The following is a 22,099-nucleotide window of genomic DNA, read 5'->3' as shown; positions in this document are numbered from 1 at the left end:
CTAGCGAATGCCTTTAATTCATGGAACGATCAATCTCCTTTTGCTTGGTCAGGTAATACACCGGAATTCCAGCCAGCATGATCAATACCCCCCAACCACAAGTACTCATCTTTGTGATCAGTAAAGACACACAAAAAACTATCGCAAAAATGATGTATAATATCGGTAATACCGGATAACCAAATGCACGGTATGGACGCTCCGCATTAGGCATCTTTCTTCTTAAAATAAAAATACCGAAGATCGTAAGGATGTAAAAAATCATGACAATGATCATCACAAAATCAAGTAGGGCACCATACTTTCCCGTCAGACATAAAGCGGAAGCCCAAAAACACTGAATCCATAATGCCCAGGCAGGTACACTTGCTTTGTTCAGCTGGGCTGCCTTTTTAAAAAAAAGACCATCTTTAGCCATGGTATAATAGACCCTTGCACCAGCCATAATCAGGCCATTGTTACAGGCAAAAGTAGAGATCATGATCATTACGGCGATAATAATCGTTCCCGCATTTCCAAAAATATGTTGAGCCGCAACTACCGCCACCCGATCCGACTTAGCCGTTGCAATTTCATTCATCGGTATTACCGCCACATACATCAGGTTGGCTAAAACATAAATTACACTCACGATAAAAGTTCCCAGAAACAAACTTAGACCTACGTTTCTTTCTGGTTTTTTGATCTCGGCAGCAATAAAGGTAACTCCATTCCATGCATCACTGGAAAATAAAGAACCTACCAATGAAGCAGAGATTGCTGCAAAAAGTACCGAACCACCAATGCTCATCCAGGATCCGGTTTCCACATTTAAGGATTTCAGACTCCAGGCATCAGCCCAATTGGCATTCCAGACTTCTACTTTTGCACCTAGTGTAAAACCAAAAACAATTAAACCAAATAGCGATAAAATTTTAATGATCGTTAAAAAAGTCTGCAAAGTTTTACTATCCTTGACCCCCCTGCTATTCAGATAGGTAAGGAAAACGATGGTGACGATAGAAACCAGCTGAGCAGCACTCAAAGAGAAATATTCTGCAGACCCATCTGCCGCAGTTCCCGTTTGCAGCTGCCAAAGTATATTGGTTTCACTTAAAGGTTCATATAAATATGCGGCAAATTTAGAAAAAGCAACCCCTACAGCTGCGATAGTTCCCGTTTGAATAACGGCGAAAAAGCTCCAACCATATAGAAAAGCAATCAGTTTATTGTAAGCTTCTTTCAGATAAACATATTGTCCACCTGCCTTAGGAAACATCGCACTCAGCTCCCCATAACTCACCGCAGCAATTACAGTGACCAGGCCGGTTAACACCCAGATCACGATAAGCCAACCTGCTGAGCCTACTTGTCGGGCAATATCTGCACTCACAATAAAAATACCAGAGCCAATCATTGATCCTACGACCAGCATAGTCCCATCTAATAATCCAAGTTCTCTTTTGAAAGAGCCATCTTGACTTTCTTTTTCCATTTAGTTAGTTTGTTTTTTTAATGATGGATGTCATTTCCGAAGTATCCATCAGTTTTGGTTGTTGGTTTTCAAAATGCGGGCAAGTGTATTGATCGAATAAAGCAGGCGATTCTATCTTTCTGAACAGATGGATCTAAAGGCATACAATTAATTGTGGTTCAATTTGATGCTTTCATTTTGTTTGGTTAGTTTGTGCTAAGATATTTAAAAAAATAAAAAAACGGAGCTGAAAAGACATTCCAAACATTAAATAGTTTTTTCTAAAAAAAACCTTAACAATCAGTTCCTTAAAAATTTGCTTTTTAAAAGAACACTATTAATTTTACGTAGCTCTATCTGATCTGTGAACGCGGTACTCCCAATTGAAGGAGTAAATCTATACCAAGTGAATCAACTAAATAACCAAATAAACTTAAACTAAGTATGGAGTTCTTACAAAAAAATCTAATTTACTTTATCCCCTTGCTGGGTTTAATTGGCATTATTGTCATGGCCATAAAAAGCGCCTGGGTGAACAAACAAGATGCTGGTGAGGCTAAAATGCAGGAACTTGCAGGTTATATCGCCGACGGAGCCATGGCATTTCTAAAAGCAGAATGGAAGGTCCTCAGTATATTCGTAATATTTACCGCAGCTTTACTCGCCTATTCAGGCAGCATTCACGAGATCAATGGCATGGCCTTACATTCCAGCTGGATCATCGCCGTTGCTTTCATCATCGGTGCTGTTTTTTCCGCCACTGCCGGATATATCGGTATGAAAGCCGCAACTAAAGCCAATGTACGAACCACTCAAGCCGCAAGAACCAGCCTGGCGAAGGCTTTAAAAGTGTCTTTTACAGGTGGTACGGTAATGGGTTTAGGCGTAGCCGGTTTAGCAATTTTAGGTTTAGGAGGTTTATTCATTGTATTCTTACAGGTATTTAATGTAGTAACTGCTAACAGTTCCGAAATGAAAACCGCAATAGAAGTACTCACAGGTTTCTCTTTAGGGGCCGAGTCTATTGCCTTATTTGCCCGTGTTGGTGGAGGTATTTATACGAAAGCGGCTGATGTTGGTGCAGATTTAGTGGGTAAAGTGGAAGCCGGCATTCCGGAAGATGATGTAAGAAATCCCGCTACTATTGCCGATAATGTGGGTGATAATGTTGGAGATGTAGCTGGTATGGGTGCCGATTTGTTTGGCTCTTATGTGGCGACCATTCTTGCCACCATGGTTTTGGGACAGGAGATTGTAGTAGAAAAACTAAACGGGGTTGCCATAGATCAGTTGAATGGCTTTTCACCTGTATTACTTCCAATGGTCATTTGCGGCCTTGGAATTCTATTTTCTATTGTAGGAACCTGGTTTGTGCGTATAAAGGCTGAAGATTCTAATGTCCAAACTGCCTTAAATCTGGGTAACTGGAGCTCTATTGTCTTAACTGCAATTGCATGCTACTTTATTGTGATGTTCATGTTACCACCACATTTACATCTCCGTGGCGTAAGCTTTACTAAACTGGATGTGTATTTTGCCATTTTGGTAGGTCTTGTAGTAGGCACATTAATGAGCATCATTACAGAATATTATACTGCAATGGGTAAAAGACCTGTCAAATCAATCATACAACAGTCTGGAACGGGCCATGCTACAAATATCATCGCCGGATTATCCGTAGGAATGAAATCTACTGTAGCCCCTATTTTGGTACTTGCAGGAGGAATTATTTTCTCTTATGCTTTTGCTGGTTTGTATGGAGTAGCCATTGCTGCTGCTGGTATGATGGCCACCACTGCCATGCAACTTGCAATTGATGCCTTTGGCCCAATTGCAGATAATGCCGGGGGAATTGCAGAAATGAGTCAATTGCCACCAGAAGTCCGCGAGCGTACAGACAACCTCGATGCGGTAGGAAACACCACTGCCGCAACCGGAAAAGGATTTGCCATTGCTTCAGCAGCCCTAACCTCATTAGCCTTATTTGCTGCATTCGTAGGCGTTGCAGGGATTGATGCCATCGATATTTACAAAGCACCGGTGTTGGCAGGCCTGTTTGTTGGTGCAATGATTCCATTTATCTTTTCTGCCTTGTGTATAGCAGCAGTTGGTAAAGCAGCGATGGAAATGGTGCAGGAAGTCCGCCGCCAGTTCCGGGAAATTCCTGGAATTATGGAATACAAAGCCAAACCTGAATATGAAAAATGTGTCGCCATTTCAACCAAAGCCTCTATCCGTGAAATGATGTTACCGGGTGCTATTGCACTCTTGGTACCAATTATTGTAGGATTTGGCTTTAAAGGAGTCTTTCCTTCCGTGAGTTCAGCAGAAATGCTGGGCGGACTATTGGCTGGAGTTACCGTATCTGGCGTACTTATGGGGATTTTCCAAAGCAATGCAGGGGGTGCCTGGGATAATGCCAAGAAATCATTTGAAAAAGGTGTGGACATCAATGGTGAGATGTTTTATAAAAAATCAGATCCTCATAAAGCCTCCGTTACAGGTGATACCGTAGGTGATCCTTTTAAGGATACTTCTGGTCCTTCTATGAATATTTTAATCAAACTCATGTCTATTGTCTCGCTTGTAATCGCACCATACATCGCTATAGGCGTAATTCCTGAAAGCAAGGTCGAAAAGGAGATCAGAAAAGAAATCAGGGTGATGAAAACCATTGATGCCAACGGAGTGGTGCAGATAGATACGGTCAGGAATTTAATAGACACCGTCACAGTCAAACGGTAATATTACGATTGTTATTAATAAAAGGGATTTTGAATAAAAATCCCTTTTATTTTTAAACATCTTTATTTAGGTTTGACAATCTGATTACAAACCAAATAGACTATAACCAACCTTTTACTAAACTTTAAACTATGAATTTTAGAAAGTCGATTGACTTACTTACAAAAGAAGCTTCCGAAAGCGGAGAAGGGGCATTGAAGAGAACCCTGGGTCCTGTGAATCTGGTTGCTTTGGGTATTGGAGCCATTATTGGTGCTGGATTATTTTCCATCACCGGTTCAGCGGCAGCCAATAATGCCGGCCCGGCCATCACCATTTCCTTTATTATTGCAGCAATAGGTTGCGGATTTGCAGGATTATGTTACGCTGAATTTGCATCCATGATTCCTGTTGCGGGAAGTGCATACACCTATTCCTATGCCACCATGGGCGAATTAGTTGCCTGGATCATTGGTTGGGATTTGGTTCTGGAATATGCAGTAGGTGCGGCTACGGTCTCCATTAGCTGGAGCCGATACCTGGTCAAGTTTCTCGAATATTACGATCTTCACCTCCCTGCTCAGGTGGTCATGTCACCATTTGATACCGCTACACTTGCCGATGGCACTGTAGTTAACGGTATGTTCAACCTCCCAGCTGTATTTATCATTGTATTGATGTCTCTGGTACTAATTAGAGGTACAAAAGAATCAGCCATCATCAATGGTATTATTGTAGCTGTTAAAGTGGTAATTGTATTCATTTTTATCTTCTTAGGATGGAAATACATTAACGCAGATAACTATTCTCCATACTTTATCCCTGCAGATAAGCCAGGTCATGCCAGCTTCTTTGAAAATGGATGGGGTGGTGTGATTAGAGCTGCAGGTATCGTATTCTTCGCTTATATTGGTTTTGATGCGGTATCTACTGCTGCACAGGAAGCTAAAAATCCGAAAAAAGACATGCCGATTGGTATCCTTGTTTCCTTATTTATCTGTACGGTTCTTTATATTTTATTTGCACACGTAATGACAGGCGTTGCCAACTACGACATGTTTAAAGGTCAGGATGGTATTGCTCCTGTTGCTGTTGCAATTGACAATATGGGTATTAATGCAGCAGGAGTGGTTACTCCAGCTTATCCATGGTTAAATAAAGCCATTATTCTGGCAATTCTGGGCGGCTATGCTTCTGTAATCCTGGTGATGTTATTAGGACAGTCGAGAGTTTTCTTCTCAATGAGTAAAGACGGTTTATTACCTGGTGTATTCTCTAAAGTTCACCCTAAATTCAGTACACCGGCGAAGAGTAATATCCTGTTCATGCTATTTGTAAGTTTATTTGCAGCCTTTGTTCCGGCAAGAGTTGTAGGTGAAATGACTAGTATCGGTACTTTATTCGCCTTTATCCTGGTTTGTATTGGTATCATTATCCTAAGGAAACGCATGCCTGATCTTCCAAGAGCATTCAAAGTTCCAATGGTACCACTTATCCCGATCCTGGGTGTAGCGGTATGTTTGGGTATGATGGTATTCCTTCCATTAGATACCTGGGTTCGTTTACTGGTATGGATGATTATTGGTGTAAACGTATATTTATTCTATGGAATCAAAAACAGTTTGTTATCTGATAACAACCCGATCACACTTGCAAGAAGCAATAAAGTAGTTTCTTACATCGGTTTGGTTCTGGCTGTATTGTTGATTATTGTGGCGATCATTCATCACCACACAACAAACGGAACTGATACCGGATTGTATTATTTCTCTCTGGTATTTGCCATCGTCCATGTGATCCTTTATATCTATCGGGCATCCACAGCTAAAAACGTGAAAGCCAAACTTTAAGTCTTCATGACCAAAAGATAGCTTATTTTATAAATTGAAAGGCCTGAGGTTCATAAGAACTCAGGCCTTTTTTGTTTGCCTCACTGTCACCTTTCTATTACAAAATAATATACCTTTGCAGCATAAAACAGCTGCTATGGAATTTAATTTCAGTCAAATCCTCTCTTGTTCAATGATCATGTTCGCGATTATTGATATCCTGGGTGCCATCCCTGTCGTGATCGAACTTAGAAAAAAAGCCGGTCATATTCAATCTGAAAAAGCAACTATTGTGGCTACAGCATTGATGATCATCTTTCTTTTCGCAGGAGAGTCCTTATTAAAAGTAATCGGCCTGGATGTGGAATCCTTTGCGATTGCTGGTTCTTTTGTAATTTTCGTAATTGCGATGGAAATGATCCTTGGTCTGACCATCTTCAATGAAGATGTTCCAGAAACGGTGTCTATTGTGCCATTGGCCTTTCCATTAATTGCAGGAGCAGGAACCATGACGACCCTTTTGTCATTAAAGACAGAATATGCAACGCAAAACATCATTGCGGGTATTCTGATCAATATGATGTTTGTCTATTTTGTATTGAAAAACACCAATCGCTTAGAGCGTCTTCTTGGTAAAGCCGGACTAAATGTATTAAGAAAAGCGTTTGGTATTATCCTACTGGCTATTGCCATTAAGCTATTCCGAAACAATACGGGTTTATAGTTGGATGGCATCTTGCCATTTCCAATAAATCATCAAAAAAGAAATGCCCCCAAAAAGTCAGACAGTCCTGACACTTTATGGGGGCATTTCTTTTTGATTTCTGTTTTAAATTTCCTGACGTTAGTTTAAGCTGGTTCCGTTTTAATCAGGCGGGCCACAAACATTGTATCTGCGGCATCCTTATACCCTTTTATCACTTCCATTTTCTCCAATTTCAAAGGAAAGTTTTCTTCCAGAAAACGAACAGCTTCTTCATTCTCCTGTTTAAATACCGAACAGGTAATATAAATCAATGGTTTTCCAACTTTCAGGTATTTGACTACATTACCAGCAATTCCCTTCTGTAAACGACTGTACATACTAATTTTATGTTCATCAAAGTAATACAGCATTTCTGGTGTACGTCCCCAGGTACCAGAGCCTGAACAAGGCGCATCCAGAATGATGCCATCAAATTCATAATCATGCAGATCCTGATCATTATTTTGCAGCAGATCCAGGACCTTTTTTTGATATTTTTTGATTCCTGCTTCATGGAAACGATCATCAAGGTTGTTTAAGCTTGTTTCTCTAACGTCACTCACTACGAGCTGCACCGTAGGCTCAAGATCGTGTAGCAACAGGGATTTGCCCCCAGAAGCCGCACAACAATCCCACCAGCGATCGTAGGTTTTAGGTTCAAAGAATAAACCTGTCTTTTGAGAAGAAAGATCCTGTACCTGATAAAACTTCTGATTCGGAAATATGTTTTCCAGTTTAGTCCCATTTGGTAACATCAGGGTGGTCTCTGAAATCTCTTTTACAGGCACCTCATGTGCTTTCAAATCAGCAAGCAGTGCTTTCAGATGCCCTTTCGTGATCCTCAGAAATAAATCTGGCTGAATAAAAAAGGATTTAAAGAAATCTTCCTTTTCTACAGCTGCACTTAAATTTTGATGGAAAGAGAAAACATCGGCAAGCTGAAATTCGGGAAAAGCAGTTTGAATCAAAGTCAACTTGGCCTCCAATGGTAACTCAATCTGATCGGCAAGACTGGGCAAATGCGTTTCCACGACCAAGCTTGGGCTGAAATTACATAAGAAATCCGCAACGGCTAGGCGCAGCACTTGTTGTTCTTTAATCAGGGCCTTTCCCAATCTAAAAAAACTATAGATATAACGACTGGACCATCTCCTATCCGAGGAGCCCATCTTTTTATTTTGCTTGAAATACAGATGCAAAAACCTATGCAAAGGCAAAAGCCCATCATAGCTTTTAAAAATCTGCTCAAATGCCCGGATCTGGTGTTCTATTCTCATTCTACAATATTTATAGCAAAGTTCTTATAACGTAAAAGCATTAAACTGGTATTGATATAACCCAGTTTATCATCGTGATAAAAATCAAAAGAATTATGTAATCCTTCGTACTTCTCTTTGCTCAGGTATTTTAAATAGTTGGCCCCATGCTCTGAAAATAATTTACCGAAATAAAACCCAATATCAAAGCCTTTAAATGAATACTCGGAAGGCTCAAATTTGAATGCTTCCCTATATTTTTTTATGAATTGAATAACAGCCGGACTGCGATAATTTACATAGTAAGAAGCGGTAATGCTGGTATTTAAAGCTTGTAATTTATCTACATTATAATTTTGCTTGATCCAGTCCGGATGCCCAAATAAATTAAGGTCATAGCCCTTATTTTTAATTTTCAGCAGCTTATCTAAAGTAGGTACCACAAACTTGCGATCGGCGGAAGTAACGATCACTACGTAATTTTTTCCTTTCTGCATTTTTGTTTCCATACTAAAGACTGAAGGATATTCCTGTAGAATAAAAGTCTTTTTATTGGCTTTAAAGTGCTGACGCAAAGGTGCGGCTACGACCTCATCACTACTTGTTTTCGGATTGATCAACACCACTATCGTGTTTTCAGGAACATATTTTTTAGCCACATAGTCTACAATTTTTGCAGCATGCAAGTCAATATTATTCACAACCGAAATCAGATTAGGATTGTTAAACTCCGAAGGATGAGTAGCTGCAAGTGGTGAGACCAGGGGAATATTTCTGGCAATAGAATAAGTAGTCATGTGCTTAATACCCTGAGGAAATATAGGGCCTACCACGAGATTACTATAGGTAAGTGTACCTTTACTCAGCAACGCATCAATTTGTGCATTCGAATCACGGGTATCATAAACGTTCAATTTGAAATTTAAGCCCAAACTTGCTGCCGAATCTATTCCCAGTTTAAAACCCTGGTAAAAGTCTATGGCCATTACCGCTTTATCGACCTCGGCTTTGGTAGCCGTTTTCAGGTTAATTTCATTCAGTCGGAAAGGGATCAGCAAGGAAATATTAGCCTGCGTAAACCGCTCTGCAGGTTTTTCTACTATTTTCTCTTTACCCTGGCCTTCTGGTTTTTGATTTGCAGGCTTTCTTATTTTCGGCGAACAAGCCGAAAATAAGAAAGCAATACAAATGATCAGCCAATATTTATTCCCACTCAATTGTAGCGGGTGGTTTTGAACTGATATCATATACTACGCGGTTTATTCCTTTTACTTTGTTAATAATTTCATTAGAAATTTTGGCGAGTACGTTATATGGAAGATGACACCAATCAGCAGTCATACCGTCTACAGATTCAACTGCACGTAAACAAATGGCGTTCTCGTAAGTACGTTCATCACCCATTACACCTACAGATTGTACCGGAAGGAAGATTGCTCCTGCCTGCCATACTTTATCGTAAAGACCTGCTTCTTTTAAGTTATTGATATAGATCGCATCTGCCTCCTGAAGAATAGCCACCTTCTCTGGAGTAACCTCACCAAGAATTCTGATTGCTAATCCCGGACCTGGGAAAGGGTGACGGCCAATAATGAAATGCTCTAAGCCCAATGAAGTACCTACTCTTCTTACTTCATCTTTAAATAAAGTTTTCAGAGGCTCTACAACTTTCAGTTTCATGAAATCAGGCAATCCACCTACATTATGGTGAGATTTAATGGTTGCAGAAGGACCACCATTTACAGAGATCGACTCAATTACGTCTGGGTAAATGGTACCTTGTGCCAGCCATTTTACGTCTTCAACCAGGTGTGCTTCTGTATCGAAAACTTCGATAAATACACGTCCGATTGCTTTACGCTTTAGCTCCGGATCAGTTACCCCAGCCAATTGACTTAAGAAACGATCCTTAGCATCTACACCTTTGATGTTTAAACCAAGGTGTTTATATTGCTCTAGAACACTTTCAAATTCATCTTTACGAAGTAATCCGTTGTCTACAAAAATACAGTGTAAATTCGTACCGATTGCTTTATGTAGTAAAACGGCAGCAACACTGGAATCTACCCCGCCTGAAAGACCAAGTACAACTTTATCATTGCCTAAAGTCTCTTTTAAATCTGCAATAATGGTTTCTACAAAAGCTTCAGAAGTCCATTCCTGGTGACATCCGCAGATATCAACAAGGAAATTTTCCAACAATTGCTTTCCGTCTGTGCTATGCGTCACTTCCGGGTGGAACTGAATCGCATAAGTTTCACTATCTTTAATCTGATAAGCTGCAACTTTTACGCTGTCTGTACTTGCAATCAGTTCAAAGTTTTCAGGGATCTTAGTGATGGTATCTCCATGAGACATCCATACCTGAGAATCCAGATTGATGTGCTTAAATAATTTATTTCCGCTAGCAACGAAATTCAGGTTAGCCCTGCCGTATTCACGAGTGGATGAAGGCTGAACTTCACCACCAAGTTGTTGCGCCATATATTGCGCACCATAGCAAACGCCCAGTACTGGGAATTTAAGGTGAAATTTAGTCAGGTCAATCTGTGGAGCGTCTGCTTGACGAACTGAGGATGGACTACCTGAAAAGATGATACCTTTTACGTCTGATGTGATTTCAGGAATATTGTTGAATGGATGAATTTCGCAATACACATTTAGTTCGCGTACCCTGCGGGCAATTAGCTGCGTGTATTGGGAACCAAAATCGAGAATAATGATTTTTTCTAGCATGGCCAAAGTTAAGAAAACTTACCTGCTGGTACAAGACAGAATGTCAATTAACCTCGATTTGGTACTTATTTACTTCTACACCGAACCTTCTTAGAAAGTCTACACCTTCATCACTAGGTAATCCTTTGTATTCTGCATAGGAATCCTGATACAAAACCTTCTTGATTCCGGACGACAAGATCAATCTCGCACAGGCGATACAGGGAGAAAGTGTGGTGTACAAAGTAGCACCTTCTATCTTGGCCCCATTCTTTGAAGCATATAATATGGCATTTTCTTCAGCATGAAGTGCAAGAGAACAACTGCCTTTGGAATCTCTATCGCAACCGGTCTCCGGCCATTCTTCATCACAATTGTGCGTTTCTGGTGGTGGCCCGTTATAGCCGATAGAAATTATTCTGGTGTCTTTGGTCAGCACCGCACCAACATGCGCCCTAACACAGTGTGAACGCGCAGCAAGGTCTACTGCCAGGTTCATATAAATATGATCGAAACTCTTTTTACTCATATAGGTATAAATAAAAAGCTTCCCATTAAAGAAATGGGAAGCCTTTCCTGTTTAATATCATTAGTGACCGCCTTCGGCTTCAATATTTTCTACATTAATGCCCTGGCTTTTCAGGATTGCACTTACCCTCCATGCAAAGAAAATCAGGTAAGCAAAGCCAATTGCAGGAACAATGTAAGAGCTATGGATACCAATGGCATCCGCAAGTTCACCCTGGATTGGCGGAATGATCGCACCACCCAGGATCATCATGATCAGGAAGGAAGAACCCTGACTGGTGTATTTGTTTAATCCGGTAATGGATAATGCAAAAATGGATGGCCACATAATCGAGCAGCATAATCCACCACTTACAAAAGCAAAGATCGCCACATGACCAGTGGTCAATAAACCAATCAGCATGGATATCGCGCCTAAAGTCCCGAAAATAGCCAATGTTTTAGCTGGTTTTTCCTGTCCAAGATAAAAGGCCACAATCATGATTGCAATGCAGATTCCATATACATATAAGTTACCTACATCAGTTCCTGTAAAATGATTTACGAATAAAATTACACCAAAAGCAATAAAAGGAACAATAACCGTCAATACATTTCTCATCATTTTTGACATGTTGAAAGCTGAAATTGCACCTGTCCAACGTCCAATCATCATACTTCCCCAATATAGAGAGATGTATTGTTTGATTTCAGACTCTGCCAAACCACCAAATTCCTGCAGGTTCAACAAAGCGCCCAGGTTACTCTGAATGGTTACCTCAGTACCTACGTACATAAAGATGGCCAACATTCCCAGCACCAATTGTGGATATTGCATCGCTCCCCATTTTTCAGGGCGATCCTTTTTCACTGTGTATGCAAAGAATAATGCGGCCAGGATAATGGCCAATGAAGAATAAACAAATACAGAAGCAGAAATTCCGGTAGCCTGAGCCAGAGGACCTGCTGCCGCAACCATTAAGAAACCAAGAATCATCACAACTAACGGTCCGTTAGGTTTTGGACTGGCCTCTACTTTCTCATCACTGGTTACTTTTGGTAATTTAGAAATCCCAAAGAAAATGGCTACTGCGATAAACAGACCTGCAAGAATTAAGTACAGGTTATTAATAGAGCTAATTTCCACGGCTTTAGGAATGGCATCATTTGCAGTGCCAAATAAAACCACACTCACGATTACCGGTCCCATTAAACCACCCAGGTTATTGATTCCACCGGCAAGGTTTAAACGGTGCGTACCACTCTCCGGTGCTCCTAAAGCCACCACAAAAGGGTTAGCTGCAGTTTGCTGAAGGGAGAATCCAAGCGCAATCACAAAAAAGGTAAATAAGATAAAGATAAAAGATCCGGAATGAACTGCAGGAATCATGATCAATGCACCTACTGCGGAGATCAATAGACCGGCAATAATTCCTTTTTTGTAACCGATTTTATTCAGAATATCTACTTTACTGGCTTGAGAGGCGAAATACAACAACAGCGACCCAATAAAGTATCCACCGTAAAATGTAAAGTCAATAAGTTGAGACTCGAATTGAGTCAGATTAAAGTGCGCTTTACAGAATGGAATAAAAATACCATTCGAAGCAGCAACAAAGCCCCAGAAAAAGAACACAGTAATAATTGTGTACAAAGCGGTGCCATAATTTTTTTTAGATTGTTGTTCCATATAATCGTTAGTAACTTATTTTGGTGCGCTAAACATAAATAAAAAAAACTGTTTGCTAAAGTGTAATGTTTACACACTGGCAATTCGGATAGCGGGTGATGGTAAGGGTAATACGGGGACTCTATTAAAATAATAAGGGTGATTTTATTCATAAAATCGCATATTAGCATAATTTTAGAAGTTAGGTGAATGTTTGAAGCAATATTACAGGGGATTGGTGCAGGTATATTATTTTCGTTTTTGACGGGTCCTGTTTTCTTTTCCATGATTAAAACGAGCATTGAGAAAGGCTTCAAAGCCGGTTTTTCTCTTGCTGTAGGCGTGATTTTTAGTGACATTATATTTATCACACTTACCATTTTCAGCGCTCAATTTGTAAACTATAAATCAGAGTATTTTCAATATATAGGCATCATAGGAGGCCTCTTTTTATTTGGCATTGGCTTATACTACCTTTTCAATAAGGTAAAAGTAAGCTATGACGTAGGTGAAATTGCGAAGATCAAAAAGCGTGGTTACATCCTCAAAGGATTTTTAATGTGCCTTTTATCTCCTACTACATTAATGTTCTGGATAATGGTGGGTGGGATTATTTCGGTACAACTCCATTTAACGATGTCTGAAAAAGTCGTATTCTTTATTGTTGCTATGGCTACACAACTGACTGTAGATGGTGTAAAGACCTACTATGCTGCAAAGCTTCGTTACCGGATCAAGGAGAAGACCATACAGAACCTCAACAGAATTGCAGGAGCCGTCATCATCATCTTTGCCATCCGATTATTTATCGAAGTATTGTTAAAACACTATAAATAAAAAATCCCCGTCTGGTCTAAACCGAACGGGGATTGTATTTTATGAAGTCGCTCAATTAATAAGCTCTTTGGTTGTTTCCTTCTTTCCAGTTTACGAAAGCTTTAATCACCACTTTATTTCCACCAGCTGTTGGGTAATTTCCTGAGAAATACCAATCTCCCGTATGATCAGGACAAGCTACGTGTAAATTATCCAAAGTCTGATAAATCACTTCTACTTCTGCATTAATGTTTTCAGGAGTAATGATTTTCGTAATTTGAGCCGAGATCTCTTCCTGCGTAAAAGGTCTGTAAATGTCTTTCACATGGTTCACAATCTCTTCTTTCGGTAACAACAATGAAGCTTTACATTTCTGATAAACTTCTTCGATGATGTGTTCCATACCACGTGCTTTCAACAATTGAATGGCCGCTTCAAAAGCAACGAATTGTCCCATTTTAGACATATCGATACCATAGCAATCCGGGTAACGGATTTGTGGAGCAGAAGAAACAATAATGATCTTCTTAGGATGTAACCTGTCGATGATCTTGATGATACTTTGTTTCAGGGTTGTTCCACGAACGATGGAATCATCAATCGCCACTAAAGTATCAGTACCATTTTTGATCACACCATAGGTCGTATCATAAACATGGGCAACCATATCACTTCTGTCGGCATCCTGCGTAATGAATGTTCTTAGTTTTACATCCTTAATTGCCAGCTTCTCCACTCTTGGGCTAAGCGATAGCAATTCAGTCAGCTCTTCATCGTTCAGTTGTTCTTTACGATTCACCAGAGTATCCAGCTGTACTTTTCTGATGAAGTCATGTAAACCTTCTACCATTCCGTAGAAAGAAACTTCAGCAGTATTAGGGATAAATGAGAATACTGTATTTTTAAGGTCAGCGCCTACTGCTTTCAGAATCTGATCACACAATAATGCACCTAAATGTTTTCTTTCTTTATAGATTTCTGCATCAGAACCTCTTGAGAAATAAATACGTTCAAATGAACATGCTCTTTTTTCCTGAGGCTCTCTGAAAACTTCCTCTGTTACTTTACCATTTTTCTTAACGATTAAGGCATGTCCAGGTTGGATTTCTTTCACATCTTTAAATGGGATGTTGAAAGCAGTCTGAATCGCTGGTCTTTCAGAAGCAGCCACTACGATCTCATCATCTGCATAGTAGAATGCAGGACGAATACCTGAAGGATCACGAAGAATAAAAGCATCACCATTACCAACGATACCAGAGATCGCGTATCCACCATCCCAGTTCTTTGCAGAACGACGAAGGATTTTAGCGATATCTAAACCTTCTGAGATTTTGTGAGTGATTTCTACGTTATCCAGACCTTCCTTTTTATAGGCATCAAAAAGTTCCTGATTTTCATCGTCAAGAAAATGACCGATTTTTTCAAGTACTGTTACCGTATCCGCTTTTTCTTTCGGATGTTGTCCCAGCTCATAAAGTTGTTCTAATAACTCTTCCACATTCGTCATGTTGAAGTTACCTGCAATCACAAGATTACGGGTCATCCAGTTGTTCTGACGTAGGAAGGGGTGACAATTTTCTATGCTATTCTGACCATGGGTACCATAGCGAAGGTGACCTAGTAGAACTTCTCCGATAAAACTAACATTGGTTTTCAACCATTCTGCATCTTGCATCAGCTCTGGCGTTTCATTTTGGATGTCTACAAATTTACTTTGCACATATCCGAAAATATCTGAAACCGCATTTTGAGCCATAGACCTGTACCTGCTGATGTAGCGGTGACCTGGTTTAACATCAAGTTTAATGGTTGCAATACCGGCGCCATCTTGTCCACGGTTGTGTTGCTTTTCCATTAAAAGATAAAGCTTGTTAAGGCCGTAAAGGGTGGTACCGTATTTTTCCTGGTAGTATGAGAGAGGTTTTAAAAGGCGGATAAAGGCAATACCGCATTCGTGCTTGATCGAGTCGCTCATTGATGTGTGATTTGAGCCGCAAATTTACCGTTAATAATTATCAGAACCTAGAAAGAAATAGAATCTTTCATTAAGATTATAATCAGATAGTTAAACCTGGTTTAAAGCATTTAGCAATAGGTACAAAGCAGTCAGATTGCAAAAAAAAACCGCTCTGGAAGGAGCGGTTTCTAATAAAAATGATGGAAATATTTTAGGGTAGTATCTGGTTCATTAGAGCTTTGCAATTACAAGATCCTTAAGATTCAACTTGGAAACGTCATTTTTAACCAGTGAATGGTCTTTTGTTGAACCGCTCAATTTCAGATCTGAAGCACCACTGATATCGGTATAAAGACTTTCCACATTTGCATTTACATTTGCTTTGGCCTCATCTTTCAGGAAGATCTGAAGTACTGCCAAATCAAAATTGCCTTTGGTTTTAACGCTTGCAGTGTTGGCTACATCAATTCTTTGCAAGTCTTTTACGTTTACATAAATTGTGTTTTTATCAGTAGAGTTGATGTACAAAGTATATCCTTTTTGTTTTACGCTATAGTTACTTTCATTCATCTCCTCATAGCTATTTACCTCTTCTCTGTTTCCCTGTACCAGTATCACATTGGCATTTCCGGTAACCACCACTTTATTGAATTTTACAGCAGCAGGCTTGTTGGCCGGTGATTTATCTTTAGCGATCGTTGTAAAGGCTGAAGTAGTTAAAACGATAGCGGTTAAAGTTGAAGCGATTAGTGTTTTGATTGCAGTTTTCATATCTTTTAGTTTTTAAGTTTTTAAGGTTGTTTTGTAATTAAGACGCCCTCAAAGGGGAAACGTTTCAGGCATTTTTGCTGCTTTAGACCACAGCAGTGTAGCCCTCGACGAAAGAGCATAACTTCTCGACCAATCGACGAAAATATTTTCGTCGATTGCTTAAAAACCAACATAAAAAGAATGGAAATGAAAAAGGCGGTCAACTGACCGCCTCGAATAAATGACTTAGCATTTAAGGTGCATCTGCTCCGACTGAACCTCTTCTCCAAAGAAAATATTGGCATGTTGATCAAATGCTTGCCTATCGCCGGAGGTAAAGAACTGGCGCTTCCCCTGCAGGCCCAGCCGGACTACCATTTCGGGATGATTTTCCAGGTATAACTCAAGACTGTTGGCTACTATATCCGCCTGACCTAACAACTCAATCCCTGAAGGTAATATGGCTTGAAGTTTAGGAATCAACAAAGGATAATGTGTACAAGCCAAAAGAATACAATCAATATCAGCATCCTTTTCCAACAATTCATCCAGGTATTTTTGCACGAAATAATCCGCGCCAGGATTGAGGTGCTCATTGTTTTCGATCAGGGGAACCCACATCGGACAAGCTTGTTGTACTACCTTAAGCTCCGGAAAGAACTTATTAATTTCCATAGGATAAGAAAGGGAGTTGACTGTCCCACGGGTTCCCATTACTCCTACAGTCTTCTTATTGGTAAATTGCCCCAGTACTTCCGCCGTAGGCCTGATGACCCCAAGTACACGATGATTAGGATATTTTAGCGGAAGTACCTTCTGCTGAATACTCCGTAACGCCTTAGCGGAGGCAGTATTGCAGGCAAGAATAACCAAAGGACATCCCTGCTCAAATAACCACTCTACGCATTCCAAAGTGTATTGGTAAATGGTTTCAAAAGAATGATCTCCATAAGGAGAACGGGCATTATCGCCCAGATAAATATAATTGTATTGTGGCAGTTGTCTGGCTATAGATTTAAACACAGTCAAACCACCATACCCAGAATCAAAAACGCCTATAGATTGTCCAGTATTCATTGTAAAAAAAAGCGGGATGGAGTTTTATCACCCCATCCCGCAATTTATATATTTTAATTTTAATTATTTCTTTGGTGCTGCAGTTGCAGTAATCCCTAATTTAGCTTTAACTGCATTAGTGATATCATCACCACCATCCCAGTAAACTAAAGCCTGGTTAGCAGTATCAAATACATAAGCATAACCTTTTTCTTTAGAAACAGCTTTGATTGCTGCATCAGCTTTCACCTGAATTGGGTTAAACAATTCTGCATTTTTAGTTTCCATTTCTTGTTGTGCTTTAGCTCTTGCATCTTCGATACGTTTTTGAAGATCTTGTAATTCAGCACCCATAGCTTGTAATTCTTTACCAACAGTTTCTTTGTTGGCTTCGCTCATTGTTTTTTGTTTTGCTTCAGCTGCAGTAAGTTTACCTTGGTATTCAGTAATCATCTTCTCTACATCTGCTTGCTTAGTTTTACCAAACGCTTCTAATTTAGTTCTTGCGTCTTTAACCTCTGGCATAGCTTCAATGATCAATGCCGAGTTCAAATGCGCTAATTTTTGTTGTGCATTTGCTACGTTAGCAGTAAACAATAATCCCGCTGCGATAAAAAATGCGTTAATTGACTTTCTCATTTCTATTTGTCTTAATAAATTGTTTTTACTTGTTTATCTATTTGTGTTGTTTATTTAAGGATGGTACCTGGTTTAAAACCTAGCAACCTGATCACATCATTGCTCACATCATAATTGCTGCTGGCATAAATCATCATGGTAGCCTCACTGCTTTTATCAAAGATAAAATCCAGTTGTTTACCTTTAGCCACTTCAGTAATCGTCCTGGTTACCTTGTCCTGAATCGGACCTAATAACTTCCCACGTTTTTGAAAAAGTTCACCATCCGGTCCGAAAATTCTACGTTGAAAATCTTTGGCTTCTTTCTCCTTTTCGATGATATCGTTCTCTCTTCTCTTACGCATATCTGCAGTAAGCAATACCTGATCCGCCTGATATGCCTTGTACATTTTATCGATCTCTACAAAGTTCTGATCCACTTGTGCCTGCCATTGTTGTGAAGCCACATTCAGTTCATTCAATGAAGACTTGTACTCTGGAAGATGCTTTAAAATATATTCCGTATCTACATAAGCGAACTTCTGTGCAAAAGCTCCCATACAGGTAAAGCTTAAGAAGCATATTAATAGGTATTTTTTCATAGCCTGTTTTTTATTATTCCTAACGTTAATTAAATCCACCTAATTGTTGAGCAATACTAAATGTAAATGATTGCTTTCCTCCATTCTCCACTCCAGGAATCTTATCGAAAGGAATACCATAATCAATACCCAACAATCCAAATATCGGTAAAAATATCTTCGCACCAAAACCTGCAGAACGTCTAACGTTAAAAGGATTGAAGTCTGCGAACTTGTTCCAGGTGTTACCACCCTCAGCAAAAGCCACAAGGAATGCGGTAGCTGAAGAACTTTTAATTACCGGATATCTTACTTCCAACACATATTTAGTAAAAATAGGGCTACCAGATTGCTGTGCAATGGCAACTGCATTTCCCGTAGATCCAACAGGAATCACAGCAGAGTTTGCATAACCACGCATCGCGATCAACTCAGAACCCTGAAGGAAGTCAAATCCCTGCATACCGTCACCACCTAATTTGAAACGCTCAAAAGCAGGATCTCCAACAGCTTTGTTATACGAACCAAGGAAACCAAATTGAGCCTGTGCTTTCACTACAAATTTACCGGCAAGCTTATGGAACCATTGAGATTCAAATTTCCATTTGTGGTACTCAGTGAATTTATAGAATTCCTTATCAGGAGCAGTCGCATAATTCAATTTATTGATCAATGAATAAGGAGGTGTCGCCTGAATGGTAAACTTGAAATAAGAACCACCTTCCGGGAAGATAGGCGAATCACGTGAATCCCTGCTCAGTTCCTGTGCTAAACTGATGTTATAAGAAGTACCTGTACTAAATTTATAACCACCATAATTGTTCAGGATATACTGTTGGAAACTCAAGGCATGACTCAACTGGAAATAGTTGTCCGGGAATTTCAACCTTCTACCTAAACTCACAGTTACCCCGTTCAATCTGATACGTTGCTGGGACTGACCATTACGTACTTCGAATTCTTTTAAGCCGTTAGACTGTAAAGAGGTGAAGGCACTTACCCCAAAACTCACTGGTTTCTTACCACCTAACCATGGCTCGGAGAACGAGAAGCTATAAGACTGGTAATATTTACCATTCGTTTGTCCACGCAAACTAAGTTTCTGACCATCACCTTTTGGCAGAGGTTTATAAGCACTTGGGTTGAAAAGGTTTCTTAAGGAGAAGTTATTGAAAGTTAATCCTAAAGTACCGATGATGTTACCACCACCAAAACCACCAGACAATTCAATCTGATCAGAAGGTTTTTCTTCAACTGCATATTCGATATCTACCGTTCCATCAGCCGGATTTGGCTTAGGTGTAGGTACTGTTTTAGATTCATCAAAATTACCCAACTGACCAATCTGACGAACTGTACGGATCAATAGATCTTTAGAGAATTTATCACCTGGCTTAGTGTGCACCTCACGAAGCACTACCCTATCATTGGTGATCGTGTTACCTTTTACCGTAATGCGATTGTTTGTATACTGAGGACCTTCATAAATGCGGATTTCCACATCTACTGTATCGCCATAGATTTTAGTCTGAACAGGATCAACATTGAAAGTTAAGTAACCATCATTTAGATATAAACTAGAAACATCATCGCTGTTGGCACTACCTCTTAATTTAGTTTCCAATTTCTCTTCACTGAAAACCTCACCTTTTTCGATTCCTAAAATACGTTCCAGGTCTTTTCCTGCATATTTTGCATTTCCTACCCAGCTGATATTCCCGAAATAGTATTTTGGACCTTCAAATAAATCGATCTTAATTCCGATAGATTTGTCATTATATTTGTAAATGCTATCTTTCAAAATTACCGCATCACGGTAACCTTTATCCTGCATTTTAGCAATCAGTGTTTTCTTGTCTTCGTCGTATTTTTCTTTATTGAATTTACCCGAACCGAATACTTTATAGAAAGCCTGTTGCTTCGTTTTCTTTAGGAATTTACGCAGTTTCGCATCAGAAAACACTTTATTTCCTGTAAAGTTAATCTCATGAACTTTTACCTTACGGCCTTTATCCACAATCACTTCCAAAATCACATGGTTATCCTGATTTGGATCCGGTTTAGTCTTATAACTTACCGTCGTAAAGAAATAACCTTTCTCCAACAAGTATTTTTTAATGATACTGGTAGTAGAATTGTATAAGTTCTCGTTGATAATAGATTTTGTAGATTTTGCATTTAATTTCTCCAGAATATCCGTTTTTTGAGATTTACTCACCCCTTGAATATCGAAAGAAGACAATCTTGGACGTTCTACCACTTCAATATCGAAGTAAACAGAATCACCTTCAATTTTAGTAATGTCTAATTGTACATCATCAAATAATCCTTGTTCCCAAAGGATTTTAATTGCGTTTGCTGTGGCTTCACCAGGAAGGACAATGCGTTCCCCTTTAATTAATTTTGAAAGGGTAATGATCACATCTTTGTCTAAGAATTTTGTTCCTGACAGGGTTACATCTGCAATAGTGTATTCCTTAGGGTTAAAATAATCCAGATCCAGGCCATTAACTTTTAATGTAGGAGTTGCAGGATTGGACTGAGGACGGATCTGTGCCATTGTTGGTAAACCAATCAATAACAATAGTATAAGTTGATATATTCTTTTCATTTACAATCTAAAAATCGATGCTAAGTTAATTTAAACACATGTTAAAAAGTGTTAAAAGTAAAATTAGTTCAATTGTTCACTAATTTTACCGAAACGACGTTCGCGCTTTTGGTAGTCTACAATTGCCTCAAAAAGGTCTTCCCTTCTAAAGTCTGGCCAAAGCGTATCGGTAAAATACAGTTCAGTATAAGCCATCTGCCATAAGAGAAAATTACTAACCCTGTGTTCCCCACTGGTTCTGATCATCAGCTCCGGATCAGGAATATCAGTAGTGGTTAGTTCGGCAGAAAAAAGTTCTTCATTAATCGCATCGATTTCAATCTCTTGATCTTTAGCTTTTTGGGCTAATTTTTTCGCTGCTTCCAATATTTCCCATTTCGCGCTGTAGCTCAATGCAAGCGTCAGTGTACAACGGGTATTTTTCGAAGTATTGTCCATCGCACTCTTCAAATCATCAATACATTTTTGAGGCAGAGAAGCAATATCACCAATCGCATTTAAGCGGATATTATTTTTGTTAAGCGTAGCGGTTTCCTGGTTAATGGTAGAGATTAATAACTCCATTAAAGCATTTACTTCTTCAATAGGTCTGTTCCAGTTTTCAGTAGAAAAGGCATATACAGTCAGGTATTTAATACCAATATCGGCACAACCTTCCACTATATCTTTCACCGACAGCACGCCACTTTCGTGACCAAAATGCCTGAATTTGCCTTGATTTTTTGCCCATCTCCCGTTTCCATCCATGATAATTGCGATGTGTTCAGGCAGGCGTGTAACGTCAATTTGTTCTTTAAATCCCATTTATG

The 22,099-nt window shown here is 39.5% G+C and carries 17 protein-coding genes; 4 read left to right on the top strand and 13 right to left on the bottom strand.

All coding sequences use genetic code 11. The features are described 5' to 3' along the window. Window positions 1-13 precede the first annotated feature (13 nt). A complete protein-coding gene (locus tag R2Q94_RS15815; protein WP_316822434.1) occupies window positions 14-1,474 on the bottom strand; it encodes an APC family permease in 1,461 nt (486 codons plus the stop codon). A gap of 423 nt (window positions 1,475-1,897) precedes the next feature. Here R2Q94_RS15815 and R2Q94_RS15810 point away from each other — a divergent pair, with 423 nt between their 5' ends. From R2Q94_RS15810 to R2Q94_RS15800, 3 genes are all read left to right on the top strand, one after another. After that, window positions 1,898-4,198, top strand: a complete 2,301-nt coding sequence (locus tag R2Q94_RS15810) for a sodium-translocating pyrophosphatase (protein ID WP_316822433.1) — start codon at window positions 1,898-1,900, stop codon at window positions 4,196-4,198. Window positions 4,199-4,329: 131 nt separating this feature from the next. Then, window positions 4,330-6,027 (top strand): amino acid permease, encoded by a 1,698-nt coding sequence (locus R2Q94_RS15805; RefSeq protein ID WP_316822432.1) that lies wholly within the window; start codon window positions 4,330-4,332, stop codon window positions 6,025-6,027. Between the two features lie 136 nt (window positions 6,028-6,163). Continuing rightward, window positions 6,164-6,730 carry a MarC family protein gene (locus tag R2Q94_RS15800; protein ID WP_316822431.1) on the top strand — a complete coding sequence of 189 codons (567 nt, stop codon included), beginning with the start codon at window positions 6,164-6,166 and terminating at the stop codon, window positions 6,728-6,730. 125 nt (window positions 6,731-6,855) lie between these two features. Here R2Q94_RS15800 and R2Q94_RS15795 read toward each other — a convergent pair whose 3' ends face one another. Genes R2Q94_RS15795 through R2Q94_RS15775 form a run of 5 tightly spaced genes read right to left on the bottom strand, consistent with a single transcriptional unit; the run spans window position 6,856 to window position 12,919 of the window. Next, on the bottom strand, window positions 6,856-8,028 hold the full coding sequence (locus tag R2Q94_RS15795; protein WP_316822430.1) for an RsmB/NOP family class I SAM-dependent RNA methyltransferase: 1,173 nt from the start codon (window positions 8,026-8,028) through the stop codon (window positions 6,856-6,858). Next, window positions 8,025-9,254 carry an ABC transporter substrate-binding protein gene (locus R2Q94_RS15790; protein ID WP_316822429.1) on the bottom strand — a complete coding sequence of 410 codons (1,230 nt, stop codon included), beginning with the start codon at window positions 9,252-9,254 and terminating at the stop codon, window positions 8,025-8,027. The genes R2Q94_RS15795 and R2Q94_RS15790 overlap by 4 nt, the downstream gene beginning before the upstream one ends. Next, complete coding sequence (guaA, locus tag R2Q94_RS15785) at window positions 9,211-10,743, bottom strand: glutamine-hydrolyzing GMP synthase (protein ID WP_316822428.1); 1,533 nt, start codon at window positions 10,741-10,743, stop codon at window positions 9,211-9,213. The genes R2Q94_RS15790 and guaA overlap by 44 nt, the downstream gene beginning before the upstream one ends. A 43-nt stretch (window positions 10,744-10,786) precedes the next feature. Next, complete coding sequence (locus R2Q94_RS15780) at window positions 10,787-11,251, bottom strand: dCMP deaminase family protein (protein ID WP_316822427.1); 465 nt, start codon at window positions 11,249-11,251, stop codon at window positions 10,787-10,789. 60 nt (window positions 11,252-11,311) lie between these two features. Beyond that, the gene (locus R2Q94_RS15775) at window positions 11,312-12,919 is read right to left on the bottom strand and encodes an MFS transporter (protein ID WP_316822426.1); all 1,608 of its coding nucleotides are present in this window, start codon (window positions 12,917-12,919) and stop codon (window positions 11,312-11,314) included. Window positions 12,920-13,108: 189 nt separating this feature from the next. Between R2Q94_RS15775 and R2Q94_RS15770 the strand changes: the two genes are divergently transcribed. After that, window positions 13,109-13,735, top strand: a complete 627-nt coding sequence (locus R2Q94_RS15770) for a LysE family translocator (protein ID WP_316822425.1) — start codon at window positions 13,109-13,111, stop codon at window positions 13,733-13,735. Between the two features lie 55 nt (window positions 13,736-13,790). On the opposite strand, the gene R2Q94_RS15765 is transcribed toward R2Q94_RS15770, so the two are convergent. The 7 genes from R2Q94_RS15765 to R2Q94_RS15735 all read right to left on the bottom strand — a co-directional run bounded on the left by R2Q94_RS15765 (window position 13,791) and on the right by R2Q94_RS15735 (window position 22,094). Then, a complete protein-coding gene (locus tag R2Q94_RS15765) occupies window positions 13,791-15,692 on the bottom strand; it encodes an amidophosphoribosyltransferase (RefSeq protein ID WP_316822424.1) in 1,902 nt (633 codons plus the stop codon). A gap of 213 nt (window positions 15,693-15,905) precedes the next feature. Continuing rightward, on the bottom strand, window positions 15,906-16,445 hold the full coding sequence (locus R2Q94_RS15760) for a GIN domain-containing protein (protein WP_316822423.1): 540 nt from the start codon (window positions 16,443-16,445) through the stop codon (window positions 15,906-15,908). Between the two features lie 225 nt (window positions 16,446-16,670). After that, the gene (gene murI / locus R2Q94_RS15755) at window positions 16,671-17,501 is read right to left on the bottom strand and encodes a glutamate racemase (RefSeq protein WP_316822422.1); all 831 of its coding nucleotides are present in this window, start codon (window positions 17,499-17,501) and stop codon (window positions 16,671-16,673) included. Window positions 17,502-17,564: 63 nt separating this feature from the next. Next, on the bottom strand, window positions 17,565-18,119 hold the full coding sequence (locus tag R2Q94_RS15750; RefSeq protein ID WP_316822421.1) for an OmpH family outer membrane protein: 555 nt from the start codon (window positions 18,117-18,119) through the stop codon (window positions 17,565-17,567). Window positions 18,120-18,169: 50 nt separating this feature from the next. Continuing rightward, window positions 18,170-18,700, bottom strand: coding sequence for an OmpH family outer membrane protein (locus tag R2Q94_RS15745; protein ID WP_316822420.1), 531 nt, complete (start codon window positions 18,698-18,700; stop codon window positions 18,170-18,172). Window positions 18,701-18,725: 25 nt separating this feature from the next. Continuing rightward, complete coding sequence (gene bamA, locus R2Q94_RS15740) at window positions 18,726-21,290, bottom strand: outer membrane protein assembly factor BamA (protein WP_410478554.1); 2,565 nt, start codon at window positions 21,288-21,290, stop codon at window positions 18,726-18,728. A gap of 63 nt (window positions 21,291-21,353) precedes the next feature. Continuing rightward, the gene (locus R2Q94_RS15735; RefSeq protein ID WP_316822419.1) at window positions 21,354-22,094 is read right to left on the bottom strand and encodes an isoprenyl transferase; all 741 of its coding nucleotides are present in this window, start codon (window positions 22,092-22,094) and stop codon (window positions 21,354-21,356) included. Between the last annotated feature and the right edge of the window lie 5 nt (window positions 22,095-22,099).

Source organism: Pedobacter gandavensis (genome assembly GCF_032678465.1).
In the GTDB taxonomy this organism is placed as follows: domain Bacteria; phylum Bacteroidota; class Bacteroidia; order Sphingobacteriales; family Sphingobacteriaceae; genus Pedobacter; species Pedobacter gandavensis_B.
The sequence above is the reverse complement of the archived record's forward strand: the minus strand, read 5'-3'. Positions and strand labels throughout refer to the sequence as shown.

What these genes read in the sequence shown, in the direction of transcription:
- bamA (WP_410478554.1), bottom strand. Translation starts at nt 21,290, where the DNA reads ATGAAAAGAATATATCAACTTATACTATTGTTATTGATTGGTTTACCA.
- R2Q94_RS15735 (WP_316822419.1), bottom strand. Translation starts at nt 22,094, where the DNA reads ATGGGATTTAAAGAACAAATTGACGTTACACGCCTGCCTGAACACATC.
- R2Q94_RS15800 (WP_316822431.1), top strand. Translation starts at nt 6,164, where the DNA reads ATGGAATTTAATTTCAGTCAAATCCTCTCTTGTTCAATGATCATGTTC.
- guaA (WP_316822428.1), bottom strand. Translation starts at nt 10,743, where the DNA reads ATGCTAGAAAAAATCATTATTCTCGATTTTGGTTCCCAATACACGCAG.
- R2Q94_RS15765 (WP_316822424.1), bottom strand. Translation starts at nt 15,692, where the DNA reads ATGAGCGACTCGATCAAGCACGAATGCGGTATTGCCTTTATCCGCCTT.
- R2Q94_RS15795 (WP_316822430.1), bottom strand. Translation starts at nt 8,028, where the DNA reads ATGAGAATAGAACACCAGATCCGGGCATTTGAGCAGATTTTTAAAAGC.
- R2Q94_RS15760 (WP_316822423.1), bottom strand. Translation starts at nt 16,445, where the DNA reads ATGAAAACTGCAATCAAAACACTAATCGCTTCAACTTTAACCGCTATC.
- R2Q94_RS15815 (WP_316822434.1), bottom strand. Translation starts at nt 1,474, where the DNA reads ATGGAAAAAGAAAGTCAAGATGGCTCTTTCAAAAGAGAACTTGGATTA.
- murI (WP_316822422.1), bottom strand. Translation starts at nt 17,501, where the DNA reads ATGAATACTGGACAATCTATAGGCGTTTTTGATTCTGGGTATGGTGGT.
- R2Q94_RS15810 (WP_316822433.1), top strand. Translation starts at nt 1,898, where the DNA reads ATGGAGTTCTTACAAAAAAATCTAATTTACTTTATCCCCTTGCTGGGT.
- R2Q94_RS15745 (WP_316822420.1), bottom strand. Translation starts at nt 18,700, where the DNA reads ATGAAAAAATACCTATTAATATGCTTCTTAAGCTTTACCTGTATGGGA.
- R2Q94_RS15750 (WP_316822421.1), bottom strand. Translation starts at nt 18,119, where the DNA reads ATGAGAAAGTCAATTAACGCATTTTTTATCGCAGCGGGATTATTGTTT.
- R2Q94_RS15770 (WP_316822425.1), top strand. Translation starts at nt 13,109, where the DNA reads ATGTTTGAAGCAATATTACAGGGGATTGGTGCAGGTATATTATTTTCG.
- R2Q94_RS15805 (WP_316822432.1), top strand. Translation starts at nt 4,330, where the DNA reads ATGAATTTTAGAAAGTCGATTGACTTACTTACAAAAGAAGCTTCCGAA.
- R2Q94_RS15780 (WP_316822427.1), bottom strand. Translation starts at nt 11,251, where the DNA reads ATGAGTAAAAAGAGTTTCGATCATATTTATATGAACCTGGCAGTAGAC.
- R2Q94_RS15790 (WP_316822429.1), bottom strand. Translation starts at nt 9,254, where the DNA reads ATGATATCAGTTCAAAACCACCCGCTACAATTGAGTGGGAATAAATAT.
- R2Q94_RS15775 (WP_316822426.1), bottom strand. Translation starts at nt 12,919, where the DNA reads ATGGAACAACAATCTAAAAAAAATTATGGCACCGCTTTGTACACAATT.